14 protein-coding genes and 3 pseudogenes are annotated in these 15,309 nt (G+C 65.8%); 5 read left to right on the top strand and 12 right to left on the bottom strand.

Annotated features, from left to right (window positions below; translation table 11 throughout):
- The first annotated feature begins 118 nt into the window (after positions 1-118).
- Together DB459_RS02045 and DB459_RS02050 are read left to right on the top strand one after the other, a co-directional pair.
- Positions 119-496, top strand: coding sequence for a DUF2946 family protein (locus DB459_RS02045; protein ID WP_253711272.1), 378 nt, complete (start codon positions 119-121; stop codon positions 494-496).
- Positions 497-563: 67 nt separating this feature from the next.
- Entirely contained in the window at positions 564-2,963 is a 2,400-nt protein-coding gene (locus DB459_RS02050; protein WP_253711274.1) for a TonB-dependent receptor, read from the top strand.
- Positions 2,964-3,508: 545 nt separating this feature from the next.
- Here DB459_RS02050 and DB459_RS02055 read toward each other — a convergent pair.
- From DB459_RS02055 to DB459_RS02070, 4 genes are all read right to left on the bottom strand, one after another.
- A complete protein-coding gene (locus DB459_RS02055; protein ID WP_253711275.1) occupies positions 3,509-3,796 on the bottom strand; it encodes a GIY-YIG nuclease family protein in 288 nt (95 codons plus the stop codon).
- A 76-nt stretch (positions 3,797-3,872) separates the two neighbouring features.
- Positions 3,873-4,406 (bottom strand): GNAT family N-acetyltransferase, encoded by a 534-nt coding sequence (locus DB459_RS02060; RefSeq protein WP_253711276.1) that lies wholly within the window; start codon positions 4,404-4,406, stop codon positions 3,873-3,875.
- A gap of 397 nt (positions 4,407-4,803) precedes the next feature.
- Positions 4,804-5,793 (bottom strand): glycosyltransferase family 2 protein, encoded by a 990-nt coding sequence (locus DB459_RS02065; RefSeq protein WP_253713735.1) that lies wholly within the window; start codon positions 5,791-5,793, stop codon positions 4,804-4,806.
- A 203-nt stretch (positions 5,794-5,996) separates the two neighbouring features.
- On the bottom strand, positions 5,997-6,500 hold the full coding sequence (locus DB459_RS02070; protein ID WP_253711278.1) for an NUDIX domain-containing protein: 504 nt from the start codon (positions 6,498-6,500) through the stop codon (positions 5,997-5,999).
- A 188-nt stretch (positions 6,501-6,688) separates the two neighbouring features.
- On the opposite strand from DB459_RS02070, the gene DB459_RS02075 reads away from it, so the two are divergent.
- Positions 6,689-7,630, top strand: coding sequence for a metallophosphoesterase (locus DB459_RS02075; protein ID WP_253711279.1), 942 nt, complete (start codon positions 6,689-6,691; stop codon positions 7,628-7,630).
- A gap of 136 nt (positions 7,631-7,766) precedes the next feature.
- Here DB459_RS02075 and DB459_RS02080 read toward each other — a convergent pair whose 3' ends face one another.
- From DB459_RS02080 to DB459_RS02095, 4 genes and pseudogenes are all read right to left on the bottom strand, one after another.
- Positions 7,767-8,429, bottom strand: a complete 663-nt coding sequence (locus DB459_RS02080; protein WP_253711281.1) for a hypothetical protein — start codon at positions 8,427-8,429, stop codon at positions 7,767-7,769.
- Between the two features lie 241 nt (positions 8,430-8,670).
- Complete coding sequence (locus DB459_RS02085) at positions 8,671-8,880, bottom strand: hypothetical protein (protein WP_253713736.1); 210 nt, start codon at positions 8,878-8,880, stop codon at positions 8,671-8,673.
- Between the two features lie 12 nt (positions 8,881-8,892).
- A pseudogene (locus DB459_RS02090) lies at positions 8,893-9,110 on the bottom strand (isocitrate lyase); the annotation flags it as partial.
- A pseudogene (locus tag DB459_RS02095) lies at positions 9,093-9,293 on the bottom strand (AAA family ATPase); the annotation flags it as partial. The pseudogenes DB459_RS02090 and DB459_RS02095, both read right to left, overlap by 18 nt.
- Before the next feature lie 404 nt (positions 9,294-9,697).
- Here DB459_RS02095 and DB459_RS02100 point away from each other — a divergent pair.
- Positions 9,698-11,188: a choice-of-anchor tandem repeat GloVer-containing protein gene (locus DB459_RS02100; protein WP_253711282.1), complete on the top strand. Its 1,491-nt coding sequence runs from the start codon at positions 9,698-9,700 to the stop codon at positions 11,186-11,188.
- On the opposite strand, the pseudogene DB459_RS02105 reads toward DB459_RS02100, so the two are convergent.
- A pseudogene (locus DB459_RS02105) lies at positions 11,146-11,451 on the bottom strand (transposase); the annotation flags it as partial. The gene DB459_RS02100 and the pseudogene DB459_RS02105 sit on opposite strands and share 43 nt — an antisense overlap.
- Positions 11,452-11,555: 104 nt before the next feature.
- Positions 11,556-12,368 (bottom strand): FMN-dependent NADH-azoreductase, encoded by an 813-nt coding sequence (locus DB459_RS02110; protein ID WP_253711284.1) that lies wholly within the window; start codon positions 12,366-12,368, stop codon positions 11,556-11,558.
- Between DB459_RS02110 and DB459_RS02115 the strand changes: the two genes are divergently transcribed.
- Positions 12,346-13,257 (top strand): LysR substrate-binding domain-containing protein, encoded by a 912-nt coding sequence (locus tag DB459_RS02115; RefSeq protein ID WP_253711286.1) that lies wholly within the window; start codon positions 12,346-12,348, stop codon positions 13,255-13,257. The genes DB459_RS02110 and DB459_RS02115 overlap by 23 nt on opposite strands.
- A gap of 469 nt (positions 13,258-13,726) precedes the next feature.
- Here the strand turns inward: DB459_RS02115 and DB459_RS02120 are convergent, their stop codons facing one another.
- Both DB459_RS02120 and aceA read right to left on the bottom strand, forming a co-directional pair.
- Positions 13,727-13,936, bottom strand: a complete 210-nt coding sequence (locus tag DB459_RS02120; RefSeq protein ID WP_253711287.1) for a hypothetical protein — start codon at positions 13,934-13,936, stop codon at positions 13,727-13,729.
- 23 nt (positions 13,937-13,959) lie between these two features.
- On the bottom strand, positions 13,960-15,258 hold the full coding sequence (gene aceA, locus DB459_RS02125; protein ID WP_253711289.1) for an isocitrate lyase: 1,299 nt from the start codon (positions 15,256-15,258) through the stop codon (positions 13,960-13,962).
- Positions 15,259-15,309: the final 51 nt, after the last annotated feature.

A 15,309-nucleotide genomic window follows, 5' to 3' on the forward strand; every position in this document is an offset into this window, starting at 1 on the left:
TGCCGTGGCGCCAATTGACAGTGCTACGGCACCATGATGTTATAGTATAACATCAAGACGCTGGGGATCGGCCACTGGCCGACCCGGCGCGGGGATAGTTGCGCAAGCGGGGCAGCGGGTGGGCTGGATCAGGCCGAGGACTGGAGCGGGGGCATGGCTGGCGCTGATCGCGCTCGCCTTGCAGACCGTCCTTGCCTTCGGCCACGGCCATTTCGGCCTTCACGACGATGGTTCATACGCCGGCCGGCTGATCGCGGCCTCATCGTCCCACCTGCCCGGCCCCGGTCGTGACGACGGCGACGGCCTCGGGCCCGACGGCTGCGCCATCTGCGCCACCATGGCGCTGGCGGCAACCGCGCTCGCGGCGGCGCCGCCGCCGCTCACTTTGCCTTCGCCTGTGGTCGCGCCGGAGCAGCCCTGGCGCCGCACCGTCGCGATGGCGGCAACAATCGATGCACCGTTCCGCTCCCGTGCCCCGCCCCTCCTGATCGTCTGACGCTTCGCTCGCGCGATCCAGGCGGCGCCATCCGGCGCCGTCGTCCCAGGCAATCAGGTTCACATTCATGCAGTCCCGTTTCTCGCGCGCGCTCCTCGGCAGCGCTGCGCTTCTCTCGTTCACCATCGTTGGCGCCGCGGCGCAGCAATCCCAAAACCAGGCGCAGAGCCAGGACGAGGCCAAGCCCGCCGCCGCTCCCGCGGCGCCGGCCGGCACCACCGCGCTGCCGGAGATCGTGGTCAATTCGCCGAGCCCGATCGTGCGCCGCGCGCCGCGCCAGGTCGCTGGCGCCGGCACCGGCCCGGCCCGCCCTGCGCCGCAGCGCCGGCAGCCGACACAGCAGACGACGAACCAGCCGGCGCCGCCGCCGGCGCTACCCGGCACATTGCCGATCGTCACCGACCAGTTCGCCACCGTCACCGTGGTCCCCAACGAGGAAATCCGCCGCAGCGGCGCCACGACCCTGGGCGACCTGCTGCTCAACAAGCCGGGCATCACCGCCTCGTCCTTCGCCCCGGGCGGCGCCAGCCGGCCGATCATCCGCGGCCTCGACGTCAACCGCGTCGGCATCACCGAAAACGGCATCGGCAGCGGCGGCGCCTCGGATCTTGGCGAAGACCATTTCGTGCCGATCGATCCGCTGACCACCAATCAGGTCGAGGTGATCCGCGGGCCGGCGACGCTGCGCTACGGCTCGCAATCGATCGGCGGCGTGGTCGCCGCCAGCAACAACCGCGTTCCGGACAGCATGCCCTGCGCCACGCCGGTCCGCACCTTCGGCATGGGCGATATCACCACGCCGCTGGCGGCGGCGCCCTGCGTGCGTGTGGAGACGCGCAGCGCGGTCTCCAGCGTCGACAGCGGCAGGGAGACCGGCGTCCTGCTCGACGCCGGCGGCAACAACATCGCCTTCCACGCCGACGGCTTCATGCGCGGCACCGACGATTATGCCGTGCCGGCGTATCCTTACCGCTTCACGCCGGGCCGGCCGTTCTTCGGCCGCCAGACCAATTCGTCGACCCGCTCGGACGGCGGCTCGATCGGCGGCTCCTATTTCTTCGACGGCGGCTATGCCGGCATCGCGGTCATCCAGAACGACAACCTCTATCACATCCCGAGCATCGACGGCGTCAACAACCACACGCGGATCGACGCCCATCAGACCAAGGTGGTGTCGAAGGGCGAATACCGCCCGGACGCGGCGATGATCGACGCGGTGCGCTTCTGGGTGGGCGCCACCGATTATCGCCACAACGAGATCGGCCTCGCCGACCCCGCCAACCTCGCAACCGACGGCGTGCGCCAGACCTTCACCAACAAGGAACAGGAAGGCCGCGTCGAGGTGCAGCTCGCGCCCTTCAACCTGCGCTTCGCCAGCATGACCACCGCGCTCGGGCTGCAGGCGGGACATCAGGAGCTGACCGCGCCGAGCCCCGACAATCCGAACTCGCAGTTCAACGGCCTGTGGGACCCGAACCACAACACCCGCGTCGCCGGCTACGCCTTCAACGAGTTCAAGTTCAGCGAGGTCACCCGGGCCCAGCTCGCCGGCCGCATCGAGCATGTCAGCCTGACCGGCACGGTGCCGGGCTTCCCGGCCGACTACATCCCCGATGGTCTCGACCGGCCCAACGTGCTGCACCACCTCGACTACACGCCGATGAGCGCGAGCTTCGGCGTGATCCAGAACCTCTCCCACGATCTCGTCGCCAGCGTCACCGCGCAATATACCGAGCGCGCGCCGAAACCCGCCGAACTGTTCTCGCGCGGCGCCCACGATGCCACCGCGACCTTCGACATCGGCAATCCCAACCTGACGATCGAGGCCGCCAAGTCGGTCGAGGCCGGATTGCGTCGCGCCGTCGGGCCGTTCCGCTTCGAGGCCACCGCCTACTACACCCGCTTCAACGGCTTCATCTATCGCCGCCTCACCGGGCTGATGTGCGGCGAGGACTTCAATTCCTGCGGCAACGGCGATCCGGCCAACGCGACGCGGCAGGCGGTCTATTCGCAGCGCGACGCCACCTTCCGCGGCGGCGAGATCCAGTTCCAGTACGATGTCGCCGCGCTGGGCAGCGGGTTGTTCGGCGTCGAGGGGCAATACGACATCGTCCGCGCCACCTTCACCGACGGCACCAACGTGCCGCGGATTCCGCCGCAGCGGCTCGGCGGCGGCGTCTACTGGCGCGATGCGAGCTGGCTCGCCAAGCTCAACCTGCTGCACGCCTGGGCGCAGAACGATGTCGCGCCGGAGGAGACGACGACGCCCGGCTACAATCGCCTGCGCGCCGAACTCAGCTACACCCAGAAGATTCCGCATTCCGGCTTCGGCCTGTCGGAATACACCGTAGGCTTTGTCGGCGACAATCTGCTCAACCAGTCGATCCGCGAGAGCGTGTCCTACACCAAGGACGAAGTGCTGATGCCGGGGCTGAACGTGCGGATGTTCGTCAACACGAAGTGGTGAGGGAGCGCCCCTCACCGCCCCATTCGTCATGGCCGGAATTGTCGCCCGCAAGTCGGATTCGTCATGGCCGGGCTTGTCCCGGCCATCCACGTCTTTCGTGCTGAAGCGCCGTTAAGTCGTGGATGCCCGCGACCGGTCTTCGCCTTCGGCTTCGACCCGGCGCAATGGCTGGGCGCGCCGAAGCTTCTTAGCGAAGGCGGGCAAGCGCGGGCATGACGATTGTGAGTGGATCGCCGCTTGTGCCGACTTCATCGCACGGCTGCCCGGACCGCTGCGCCCGCCGTTTTCTCGTCGCAGGTCGGATGTGTCCGACTTGCGGCACTCATCAGTGGACGCAACCCGGCCGGGCCTGGTTGCTATGCCATCCACGCGGGCTGCCGCTGCAGTTTCTTCGTCATGGCCGGGCTTGTCCCGGCCATCCACGTCTTTCGTGCTGAAGCGCCGTTAAGTCGTGGATGCCCGGCACAAGGCCGGGCATGACGATTGTGAGTGTGGCACCGTTTGGGCGGCGTCATCGCACCCAGCCAAATCGCGACGCGCCGCCTTCAGGTGATCGTTGGATATAGATCATCCCACGCGGGATTGTTCGCGACGATCAGCCGGACCTTCCAGGCGCGCGACCAGTGCTTCACGTTATGCTCGCGCTGAATCGCGTTGCGGATGTCGCCAAACTGCTCGAAGTGAACCAACCGATCCAGTCCGTAGCGTTTGGTGAAGCCGGCCACCGATTTCGATCTGTGTTCGAAGATACGGCGAACGAGATCGTTGGTCACCCCGACATACAGGATGCCATTGGGCTTGTTGGTCAGAATATATACGTAGCCGCCTGCCATACGATGATCATGGCGTTACGAGCGACACCGACAATATCCGACTTGCCGCAAGCCCGGCGACCGTCCGCGTGGCGGACTAGCCTTCCGCCTTCGCCATGCGCGCGGCGGCGGCCCAGTCGGGACGGATCGCGCCGCCGACGCCCTCGAAGGCGCCCTCGACCAGTTCGTTGACGAGCAGGCGCTTCAAATCCACCGGGCCCGGCATGGTGGCGCGGCCCCTGGGGACCGGCTTGAAGCCGACGCGGCTGTAATAGGCCTCGTCGCCGACCAGCAGCACGAGACGATGGCCGGCGCGACGCGCGTCGGCGAGCGCCCGCTCGAGCAGCGCGCGGCCGACACCGTGGCTGCGGAACGGCGGCTCGACGGTGAGCGGGCCGAGCATCAGCGCCGGGGTATCGCCGACGCAGATCGGCAGCTGCCGCACCGAGCCGACCAGCAGCGTGCCGATGCGCGCGATGAAGGACAGGTCGAGGTCGTGGCCGATGTCCTCGCGCAGCCGGTAGGCGCTCAGCACGAATCGGCCGGGGCCGAAGGTGCGCTCGTGCAGCCGCTCGATCGCCTGGGCGTCGTTCGGGGTTTCCGGCAGGATGGTCAGGGACAGTGCGGTCATGGTCTCTCTAGTGTCCCGTTTCCAACGTTCGTATTCCATTGCAGCAGTCGCTCATACGAACGTTGGAAACAAAGGGACACTAGTGTGGCGTCTCGCAATTGCCTACCGCCTTTGCGGCCAGTCTCTCGTAGGCAATTGCGAGACATAAGCCACACTAGCGCTTTGATTTTGCTAGTGTCCTTATGTCTCCGAATGACCGTGCGAGGGTGAGGCAAATGAAGCGGTAATTCGGAGACAGGACACTAGCATGATTATGATTTTAGTGCGGTTTTGGATCTGACGCTCGTATGATGGGTACGCTGTGATACTGATACGAGCGTCAGATCCACCGCACTAGGGCGCCGCATAGCATCTGCGGCGCGCCGGGTCCATGGCGGCGAGAAGGCGGCGAGAAGGATCAGCCGCCGCCACGGGAGCCCGGCACCGGCTGGGCGAGATAGGCGAGCAGCTTCATCTCGCGCCGGCCGCGGGTCACGGTGTCGAGCACGAGGCCGGAGCTCAGCGAGAGCATGGCGAGGATCATCATCCCGGTGGCGAGCACCGCGGTCGGCATCCGCGGCACGATGCCTTCTTCGAGATAGGTGATGGCGAGCGGGATCGCGAGGACGACGGCGGCGAGCGCCAGCATCGCGCCGATCAGGCTGAAGAAGCGCAGCGGCTTCTCCGAGCGGTAGAGCTTGACGATGGTGCCGAGGATGCGGAAACCGTCGCGCCAGGTGTTGAGCTTGGAATGCGAGCCCGCGGGCCGGGCATGATAGGGCGTGTCGACCTCGGCCACCGGCAGCGCCAGCTCCAGCGCATGCACGGTGAGTTCGGTCTCGATCTCGAAGCCGTCGGAGAGCACCGGAAAGGACTTGACGAAGCGGCGCGAGAACACCCGGTAGCCGGAGAGGATGTCGCGAAACTGCTGGCCGAACACCGCCGACAGAAACCCGGTGAGCAGACGGTTGCCGAAGCGGTGGCCCGCCCGGTAGGCGGCCTCGACCCGATCGACGCGCAGGCCGACCACCATGTCGAGCCGGTTGTCGACCAGCGTCCGGATCATCGCCGGCGCGCTCGGGGCGTCATAGGTGGCGTCGCCGTCGACCAGCACATAGACGTCGGCATCGACGTCGGCGAACATGCGGCGCACCACGTGGCCCTTGCCCTGGCGGCGCTCGCGGCCGACGGTGGCTCCGGCCTCGGCCGCGACCGCCACGGTGCGGTCGCTGGAATTGTTGTCGTAGACGTGAACCTTTGCGCCGGGCAGCGCGCGGCGGAAATCGGCCACCACCTGGCCCACCGCCATCTCTTCATTGTAGCAGGGCACGAGCACGGCGACGCGCAGCGGCGCAGGCAGCGCCTGCGGCCGCTCCTCGCGGGCGAACTGTTCCAGCGCCTCCGCCATGCCGGCGATGGTCATGCCGGCGGCGGCCCTGGCCGTCGCCGCCGTGCCGTGGGCGAGGTCGCCATCCGCCCCGCTCAGGCGTCTCGCATCCGCAGCCTGCATGACGATCCCTGATCGAAGCCGCCCGTCGCGCCGTCAAGGCCGCGACCTGCCGGCGGGATGCCGGCCGGCGGCGATCATAGGCCGGCGCTGCCTAACGATCCCTAACCGGGGCCGGCGCCGCCCCAGTCGGCCGAGGGCGTGGCGTTTTCCAGCACCTCGGCGAGGCGGCGGCGGGTGCCGCGGCTGGTGCCCGCCGGCAGCGCCGAGAGGGGAAAGAAACCGCAGGCGATGATCTCGTGGTTCGGCGCCGGCAGGCGGTCCTGGCGGAAGTCGCGCACCACATAGACCGCGACATGGTCGCGGCGCGAGACATGGGCGTTGAAGAACAGGCCATGGAGCCGCGGCGGGCCGGCGAGCTCGATCCGGCCCTCCTCGCGCAACTCCCGCTCCAGCGCCTCGAGCGCGGTCTCGCCGACCTCGACCCCGCCGCCCGGCAGGTGCCAGCCGGCGACGTAGCTGTGCTCGACCAGGAACACCTCGTCGCGCTCGTTGACCACCACGGCGCGGACGCCAAGGGTCATGCCCCGGGCGAAGCGCCAGTAGAAATGAAAGACGTGCCGCAGCAGCGGCTCGAGGCGGGTGCGCAGACGGGGCGGGATCGGCATTCGGTGGCAAACTCCAGAAAGGGCATCCCGACTTATAGTGGGAAGCAGCAGACAAGACGTGGATGGCCGGGACAAGCCTGGAAAAGCCTGGAAAAGCCGGGCCAAGACGATTTCTTGTTCAGCAGGACCGCTGCCCCCCAACTGAACCCGCCCTTGCATCAGGCCCTGCGCCTTGTCAAAACCCGGCGATGCAGCCTTTCGTGCTCGCCCACCTGTCGGACCCGCATCTGTCGCCGCTGCCGCGGCCACGGCTGCATCACCTCCTGGGCAAACGCGCCTTCGGCTATGTGAACTGGCGGCGCAACCGCCACCGCGTCCATCGCCTCGATGTCGTCGAGGCGCTGGTGAAGGACGTCAAGGCGCAGCGCCCCGACCATGTCGCGGTCACCGGCGACCTCGTCAACATCGCCCTGCCCGAGGAAATCACCGGCGCCGCCGCCTGGCTGCGCAGCATCGGCGCCCCGGAAGACGTCACCATGGTGCCGGGCAATCACGACGCCTATGTCGCGAGCGCCCTCGTCCATGTCGACCGCGCCTGGGGCGACTTCATGCAGGGCGACGCGCCGGGCCCGGCTGGCAGTCCCGCGGCAAGCCACAGCGGAAGTGCCACGGCGAGCCACGCCGGCCGCTTCCCGTTCCTACGCCGCCGCGGCCCGGTGGCGCTGATCGGACTGTCCACCGCGGTGCCGACCGCGCCGCTGATGGCCACCGGCCTGATCGGCGAGAGCCAGCTCGCCGCGCTCGACGCGCTGCTGGCGAAACTCGACGACGACAGCTTCCGCGTGCTGCTGGTCCATCATCCGCTGGACAGCAAGCGGCGCTACGCCCGGCTGATCGATGCCGATCGGCTCGCCGGCATCCTGCGGCATCGCGGCGTCGATCTCGTGCTGCATGGCCATGATCACCGCCACACCGTGCTCTTCACCGCAGGACCGACGCGTCCGATCCCGGTGGTCGGCGTCTCCTCGGCGTCGATCGCCGCCGGCAGCCATCGCGCGGCCGCCGGCTACAATCTGATCGCGATCAGCAGGGACACCCAGGGCTGGCGCGCCGAGATGACGACGCGGGCGATCACCGGCAGCGGCACCTTCGCCGAGATCAAGCGTCAGGTGCTGCGCGCCACGGCGTGAGCGCCACGCCGCGGGCTCGTGGCGACGCCGCGCGCGCCATTGGCGACATGGCGGACTCCGGCGATGACGACGGCGAATGAGGTCGCGCTCACGACACGCGCGATGACAGCCGCGGACGCGCCGGGGAACGCGCCGGTCAGATCCAGCGCAAGGCGGCGAGCAGCGCCAGGGCGAACAGCGCTGCGCCGCCGGCGATGAAGCCGAGGGCGAACACCAGCCAGGTGCGCGCTTTGGGCAGCGCTTCGGCACGCTTCGCCGCCGGCATGGTCGCGGCGGCCGGTGCGGCGCTCGCCCCTGCCGCACCCGCGCCGGCCGGAGCCGCTTCGCCCGGCAGCGGCACGGCGCCCGGCACCGGCAGCGTCACCAGCGCGTGCTCGCGCTCGATGATGCGGCGGGCGACGTAATCGGTAACCGCGCTGACGATCGTGGAGACCTCGTGGGATTCGGCGAGCACGAGGCGGCCGAAACGGGTGTCCTGGACGAAGCGGTAGAGCCGCTTGTCGCGGCCCATCACCACATGGGCGACGGCGTCGATCCACAGCCGCGGGGTATCGCCGCGGCTGATACCGCGGTCGAACAGTTCGACATTGCTCGGAATCTCGTCGAACAGCGGGTCGAGCGCCTCGCTCAGGATTTCGAGCCGGGCGACCTCGGCGTCGCGCAGGTCGACCACCACGGCGGTACGGTCGGCCGCCTCGATCCGCGCCCGGCGCAGCGCCTCGCGCAGCCGCGTCGGCCGCGCCTCGCCCGCCGGACCCGAAATCCCCGAACCCGATAACCCGTTGTCGAGGTTGGACACGCGCCAATTCCTTCCCGATCGCCTGGTTTAACCTATCAGTAACCACAAGGCCGGCAAAGGCCCGCCGCGGCGTCATCCCTGTCCCAAAACGAGAAACGGCCCCGCCTTGCGGCGGGGCCGATCTCGAAAAAAACGCCGATACCACCTTGCGGCGGGGCCCATCTTGAAAAAAACGACGGCCCCGCCTTGCGGCGGGGCCGTGGCCTCCTTGGTGTTATTCATTTTTCAGCGGCAGGCGGCGTTACGCCACCGCCACCCGGCGCGGCTCCTCGACGATCGAGAAGCGGACATTGCAGCGGTGCCGGTTCTTCTCCGACAGCGTCCGCCAGCACTCCTCGGCCTCGCGCCGCGACGGGAACGGGCCTTCGACCTGAGCGCTTCCATGCACGAGCGTGTGGAAGTCCAGAGAGCGAAATTCACCGCCAACAACCCAAAAATGCGTTCCGTGCATGGTCGTGCTCCTGCGCTCGTCGACATCCGAGGTGATCAGCCTGGCGCTCTCCGCGTCGGTGCGGGCCATGACGAAGGTCGGCACGCCGCAGACGTCGGCGGCGAGACGCGCCGCGATCAGGTTGCGCTCGTGGGCCGCGGTCGGGATCAGCACCTTGCCGCCCATGTGGCGCACTTCTTCTCGGACGCCAGCTGGTCCTCGAAATGCACACCGGCCGCGCCCGCCTCGATCGATTGCAATTGCTGCGGATCGCCCACCAGCACGACCTTCGCACCGGCCTGTTGAGCATGGGACAACACGCGCTCCAACTGCCGCGTGCCGACCATGCCTGCCTCGTCGATCACCAGAACGGCGCGTGACGTGAGCATGTCGCGACCCTGTCCCCAGCCATATTCCATGCTGGCGATGGTGCGCCGGCGGCGTGATGGCGGCGCTGTTCCGCCTCGATCATGGCGCGGGTGGTGAAACGACGACGCGTCGATTGAAATTGACGCAGGACGTGAACGCACTGATAATGTATCTATTGCGGATATTTTCTACCTGACGTTGCTCATGTGGTCGATATGGCTTGCCGCGCCTCACCCGCGCGCCGGCGTTGGCCATGCCCGATAAACGGCTAGTGTCCCGTCTCCGAATGACCGCTTCGTTTGCCTCACCCTCGCACGGTCATTCGGAGACATCGGGACACTAGCAAAATCAAAAAACTAGTGTGGCTTATGTCTCACAATTGCCTACAGGGGCTTGCCGCAAAAGGCATAGGCAATTGCGAGACGCCACACTAGGTGGGTGATCCGCCGAACGAAGCTGATCGGGAGTCATGAGCATGACGCAAGGCCACGATGCCGGAAATCCTGCGGGTAAGATGCTTGCGATCGGTGCGGGCGGCGCACCCAACGTCTTCTTCACCAAGATCTATGATTTTAATCCCAACGATTTCGCGAGCGGGAACACCCCTAATGGCCGATTGATCATCGATGCCGCCGGCAACATCTATGGGGTCACCCTCTATGGCGGATATGCCCCAAACGACAATATCTTGGGCGGTGGCGTCGTGTTCATGCTGACGCCGGTGTCCGGTGGAACCTACGGCTACACTGTCCTGCACACTTTTCAGGGCGGCCCGCATGACGGAGCGCGGCCCGTAGGCGGCTTGACGAGGGATTCGGCAGGAAACCTGTATGGCACGGCGGCCGCCGGCGGATCGGGTTGGAGCGGAACCGTATTCAAGTTGACTCAAGGGCAGGACGGGTCCGGCTACACCCTCACCAATCTCTATGATTTCACCGCGATGTCGCCCTCAGCGACGAATTCGGACGGTGCCGCCCCCACCAGCAGCCTGATCGTCGACGCGAACGGAACCCTGTTCGGAACAACCAGCAACGGCGGCGCCAATGGCGCGGGTACAGTGTTCCGCCTCGCCAGGCAGACGGATGGGAATTACACCTTAACCAACCTGCACGACTTCGCCGCGGCGCAGGGATACGGCGACACCACGGGTGGCCTGGTCATGGATGCAGCCGGAAACCTGTATGGGCTGAAGACCGCTGGCGGCGCCAATGCCTCGGGCGAGATATTCGGGTTGTTCATGCCCGACTATTCCTATCGGTCGCTCTACAGTTTTCCGCTGGTCGACTACGCCCGTGCCATGCCCATGGGCAGTCTCGTCATCGACGGGTCTGGAGTGCTGTTCGGAACGACGAGTGAGGGTGGAGACAATATCTCTGGAACGGTCTTCAGCTATCCCAGCGGATCGACGCCGGCGACGCCGACCAACCTGCATGTTTTCAACGATCTCAAAGGTTCGTTTTCCCCAGACGCGGGCGTGATCCTCGATCCCGCCGGCAATCTGTTCGGCACGGCATCGTCCAGTTCGACGGGCTACGGCGCGGTCTACAAGTTGACCCGCAACGACGACGGAACCTATGGCTACGCCACCCTTTTCGAATTCACCGAACAGAAGCGGCAGGGGGAGGCACCGCAAAATACGCTGGTGCTGGATTCCGTCGGCGCGCTGTTCGGTACGACGCTCGAGGGCGGCGCGTATAATGGCGGTGTGGTCTTCAGGATCGGCGAGACGGCCGAAGCGATGGCCGTGATGGAAAACGGCGTGGTCTTGGAAATCGTCGTCCTGTATCCCGGGCGCGGCTACACGTCGCCACCGACGGTTTGGATCACTCCGTCGACAAACGGCATGACCGCACAGGCCGTCGCGACCGTTTCCAATGGATCGGTCACTGCCGTAACAATGACCAACAATGGCAGCGGTTATGACTTCGGCCCCCAGGTAGGCTTTACGCCCACCGACTGAACAGCGGCCATCGGCCCCGGCCGCCGCGCGCGCCAGCTGCCAGTCGAGCTCGCGCATAGGCGCGCTGCGGCGAGGTTGAGGACGCTCTCGAACGATAGGACGGCTTTGTCGTAGCGGATGGCGATGCGCCGCTGCTGCTCGAGCTTGCCGAACATCCGCTCGATGCGATTGCGATCCTCGTGACGGCGGTAGTCCGGATGAACCGGGGCCTTGCGGTTGGATAGCGGAGGAATGACCGGCAGGATGCCGCGATGGAGCAGATTTTCGCGGAATCTATTGCGTCCCGAAGTAGCCGTGAAATTTTGAAATTTTCATCACGGCGATGCTGCGCTCCGGGTTATTGCGCCGAAGCCGAACCTGTCGCGGCTTAATTCCCGTCCGGGCGGTTTGACAGGAGGCGTCCGACCAAATGATCGACGGCCGTTTCCGCCGCTACGATCGATGCCTTCAGGCGCTTGTCGGCGAATTCGTCATATTCTATCGCCACGGTATTGCTGTCGTGAAGCCCAATATAGGCCATCGGAACCTTCAAGCCCACTTCGACGAGATTCATCGAGGCAAGCCGACCGCCTTCATCATAGCCATAATCGCCGCGCGCCGTCAGAATGACCAATCGCTTGCCCGGAGGCAGCATCGGCCAATAGGGTTCACCGGGGCGCGACCGGTCGAAGCCGAAGGTCACGCCGACGCGAACGATATTGTCGATCCATGCCTTGAGCTGCGCTGGTAGGCCGAAATTATACATCGGCGCGCCGATGACGATGAGATCGGCCCACATCAGCTCGGAGATCAGCCGATCGCTTTCTGCCAACACCGCATTCTGGGCCTCGTCGCGCCGGTCTGGCGGGCAGAAAGCGGCGGCGATCCAGTCCCCGCTGACCGGTTTAGGCGGAGTAATTCCGACATCCCGATAGGTGACGATGTCCCTCGACCGGAATTCGGACCAGCGGTCGATGAAGCGTTGGCTCAGACGCCGGGTATGCGAGCCATGTCGATCACGGCCGGAGAGGCCGGACCTGGCGCTGGCGTCGATATGAAGCAGGCAAACAGGTCGGGATTCATTGGGAATCATGGAGAAATTCGATTCATCTGTTATGGTCGTTGCGATCGGATTATCGCGATGACCAGGCGCGTGACGAACGCGAATTGCTCTCCTGATGAATGAATTGACCTCATCCATACCGCGTCGGCGGCGACTACCTCCGCTTGCAGCTCTGCGGGCTTTCGAAGCGGCGGCTCGGCATCTCAGCTTCCGCAAGGCCGCCGATGAGCTGGCAGTAACGCCAACCGCAATCAGCCACCAAATCCGACTTCTGGAAGAAACGTTGGGAATGGCGCTGTTCGTCCGTCAGGTTCGGCGCGTCGGGTTGACCGACGCCGGGCTGCGGCTCTATCCAACCCTGCGCGACGGTTTGGACGCCTTCGAGCATGCGATCACGGAATTGTCGCCGCAACGCTGGCGCAAGGCGGTGACGCTGTCGGCGACGACATTGTTCACAGCCCGCCGGCTACTGCCGGCGCTAGGTTCATTTCGGCTGGATCATCCCGAATTCGACTTACGTCTCCACGCCTCGGACGAACTGGCTGATCTGGCTTCGGGGTTCGCGGACATCGCTGTCCGCTACGGATCAGGGCCGTTCGACGGATTGGTATCGGAGCCGCTTTTTGCAGAACGGTTTGGAGTTCTATGCAGCCCAAGTATTAACCTCTCCAGTCCAGACGAATTGAGGCGGGCAACGCTGCTGCATGTGGAATGGAAGCGCCCAGGCATGGCGCCCGACTGGCGGCGATGGGCGCGATTGGCCGGCATCGCGGACCTTGCCGTTGAGGAGGGGCCGCGCTTTTCAGAGGACGGGCACGCCCTCCAGGCCGCAATTGCAGGGCATGGCATCGCGATCGCCAGCCTCGTACTTGCGGGCCCTGAAATCGGGGCCGGATTGCTGGTCCATCCCTTCGGGCCGGTGATCAATGGCGAAATCTATCATGTCGTCGCAACGCCAGAGAATATGGCCTGCGCCGATGTGCGCGCAGTGCGCGACTGGTTGAAGACGGCCGTTGCAACAGCATGAACGGCAAGCACGATTGGAAGAACTGCTGTCCACGTCAGGACACATTAGCCTGAATGTGCGCAATCGAGACTGCCCTATGCCGCTTCGGCCGATACGCCGATCGGCGGCAATATCGCGTAATCGGCGGAACTGGCGGAGCGGGAGAGATTCGAACTCGTAAGGTCGTGTGGGGGGGCACGGTCGCCGCTCCGCTCTGGAAGCGTGAGCCTAAATGGCACAGGCCGCCCCGAAGGGCGGCCTTTAGGTCTTGATCGCCACGACGAGCGATTCATGCTGGAAGTGGTTGCGGGGGCAGGCTTCAAATCTCCACCGTTATTAAATGTCTGTCTCGGTCAAAACCTGCCCGGCCATGACGAAGAACAGGCGGGCACGACGCAGAATTGCGCAAGCGCCCCAACACGAGAAACGGCCCCGCCTCGCAGCAGGGCCGTCCCTCCTTGGTATTATCCTTTGATCGCGGGACGCGGCGTTACGCCACCGCCACCCGGCGCGGCTCCTCGACGATCGAGAAGCGGACATTGCAGCGGTGCCGGTTCTTCTCCGACAGCGTCCGCCAGCACTCCTCGGCCTCGCGCCGCGACGGGAACGGACCTTCGACCTGAGCGCTTCCATGCACGAGCGTGTGGAAGTTCAGAGAGCGAAATTCACCGCCAACAACCCAAAAATGCGTTCCGTGCATGGTCGTGCTCCTGGTCGTTCGTTTTACTCGGCCGCCTGGGCCTTGACGTCGGTCTTGAACTGCGCCGCCTCGGTGGAGTCGGCGAGCGCGGTGGTCGAGCTCTGGCCCGACGAGATGGTGGTGGACACCAGGTCGAAGTAGCCGGTGCCGACCTCGCGCTGGTGGCGCGTCGCGGTGTAGCCGTGCTGCTCGGAGGCGAATTCGGCCTGCTGCAGGCGGGAATAGGCCGCCATGCCTTCGGTGCGATAGCCGCGGGCGAGCTCGAACATGCTCAGATTCAGCGAGTGGAAGCCGGCCAGGGTGACGAACTGGAACTTGTAACCCATGGCACCGATTTCGCGCTGGAACTTGGCGATGGTCGCCTTGTCGATGTTCGCTTCCCAATTGAAGGACGGCGAGCAGTTATAGGCGAGCATCTTGTTCGGATAGACCTTGCGGACGGCCTCGGCGAACTCCTTGGCCTCTTCGAGGTTCGGGGTCGAGGTCTCCCACCACAGCAGGTCGGCATACTTGGCGAAGGACAGGCCGCGCTTGATGCAGTGCTTGAGGCCGGTGCCGTCCTTGAGGCGATAGAAGCCCTCGGCGGTGCGCTCGCCGGTGATGAATTCACGATCGCGCTCGTCGACATCCGAGGTGATCAGCCTGGCGCTCTCCGCGTCGGTGCGGGCCATGACGAAGGTCGGCACGCCGCAGACGTCGGCGGCGAGACGCGCCGCGATCAGGTTGCGCTCGTGGGCCGCGGTCGGGATCAGCACCTTGCCGCCCATGTGGCCGCACTTCTTCTCGGACGCCAGCTGGTCCTCGAAATGCACGCCGGCCGCGCCCGCCTCGATATAGGCCTTCATGATCTCGAACGAGTTCAGCGGACCGCCGAAGCCGGCTTCGGCGTCGGCGACGATCGGCACGAACCAGTCGATCTTGGCGCCGCCCTCGGCGTGCTCGATCTGGTCGGCGCGCTGGAAGGTCTTGTTGATGCGGCGCGCCAGCTCGGGACCGGCATTGGCCGGATAGAGGCTCTGGTCGGGATACATCTGGCCGGCGGTGTTGGCGTCGGCGGCGACCTGCCAGCCGGACAGGTAGATGGCCTGCAGGCCGGCACGCGCCTGCTGCATCGCCTGGTTGCCGGTGAGGGCGCCGAGCGAATTGACGAAGGGATCCTTCTTCAGGCTCTCCCACAGGCGGTTGGCACCCTTCTCGGCGAGGGTATAGGCGATCGGCACGGAGCCGCGCAGCCGCTCGACCTCGGCCGGGGCATAAGGCCGCTCGATGCCGTCAAAACGGCCCTTGGGCGCGGGGACCAGCTGTTCAAAACTCTTCGCCATCTCGTTCGCCTTTCTGCGCGCTTCCCGTCTGTCCGGGAAAGTTATCGACAT

It is taken from the genome of Bradyrhizobium sp. WD16 (genome assembly GCF_024181725.1).
GTDB lineage: Bacteria > Pseudomonadota > Alphaproteobacteria > Rhizobiales > Xanthobacteraceae > Bradyrhizobium_A.

Bases quoted from the DNA above. Each gene is read 5' to 3' on its own strand.
- DB459_RS02050 (WP_253711274.1), top strand. From the start codon at position 564: ATGCAGTCCCGTTTCTCGCGCGCGCTCCTCGGCAGCGCTGCGCTTCTC.
- DB459_RS02055 (WP_253711275.1), bottom strand. From the start codon at position 3,796: ATGGCAGGCGGCTACGTATATATTCTGACCAACAAGCCCAATGGCATC.
- DB459_RS02060 (WP_253711276.1), bottom strand. From the start codon at position 4,406: ATGACCGCACTGTCCCTGACCATCCTGCCGGAAACCCCGAACGACGCC.
- DB459_RS02065 (WP_253713735.1), bottom strand. From the start codon at position 5,793: ATGGCGGAGGCGCTGGAACAGTTCGCCCGCGAGGAGCGGCCGCAGGCG.
- DB459_RS02070 (WP_253711278.1), bottom strand. From the start codon at position 6,500: ATGCCGATCCCGCCCCGTCTGCGCACCCGCCTCGAGCCGCTGCTGCGG.
- DB459_RS02075 (WP_253711279.1), top strand. From the start codon at position 6,689: ATGCAGCCTTTCGTGCTCGCCCACCTGTCGGACCCGCATCTGTCGCCG.
- DB459_RS02085 (WP_253713736.1), bottom strand. From the start codon at position 8,880: ATGCACGGAACGCATTTTTGGGTTGTTGGCGGTGAATTTCGCTCTCTG.
- DB459_RS02100 (WP_253711282.1), top strand. From the start codon at position 9,698: ATGAGCATGACGCAAGGCCACGATGCCGGAAATCCTGCGGGTAAGATG.
- DB459_RS02115 (WP_253711286.1), top strand. From the start codon at position 12,346: ATGAATGAATTGACCTCATCCATACCGCGTCGGCGGCGACTACCTCCG.
- DB459_RS02110 (WP_253711284.1), bottom strand. From the start codon at position 12,368: ATGGATGAGGTCAATTCATTCATCAGGAGAGCAATTCGCGTTCGTCAC.
- DB459_RS02120 (WP_253711287.1), bottom strand. From the start codon at position 13,936: ATGCACGGAACGCATTTTTGGGTTGTTGGCGGTGAATTTCGCTCTCTG.
- aceA (WP_253711289.1), bottom strand. From the start codon at position 15,258: ATGGCGAAGAGTTTTGAACAGCTGGTCCCCGCGCCCAAGGGCCGTTTT.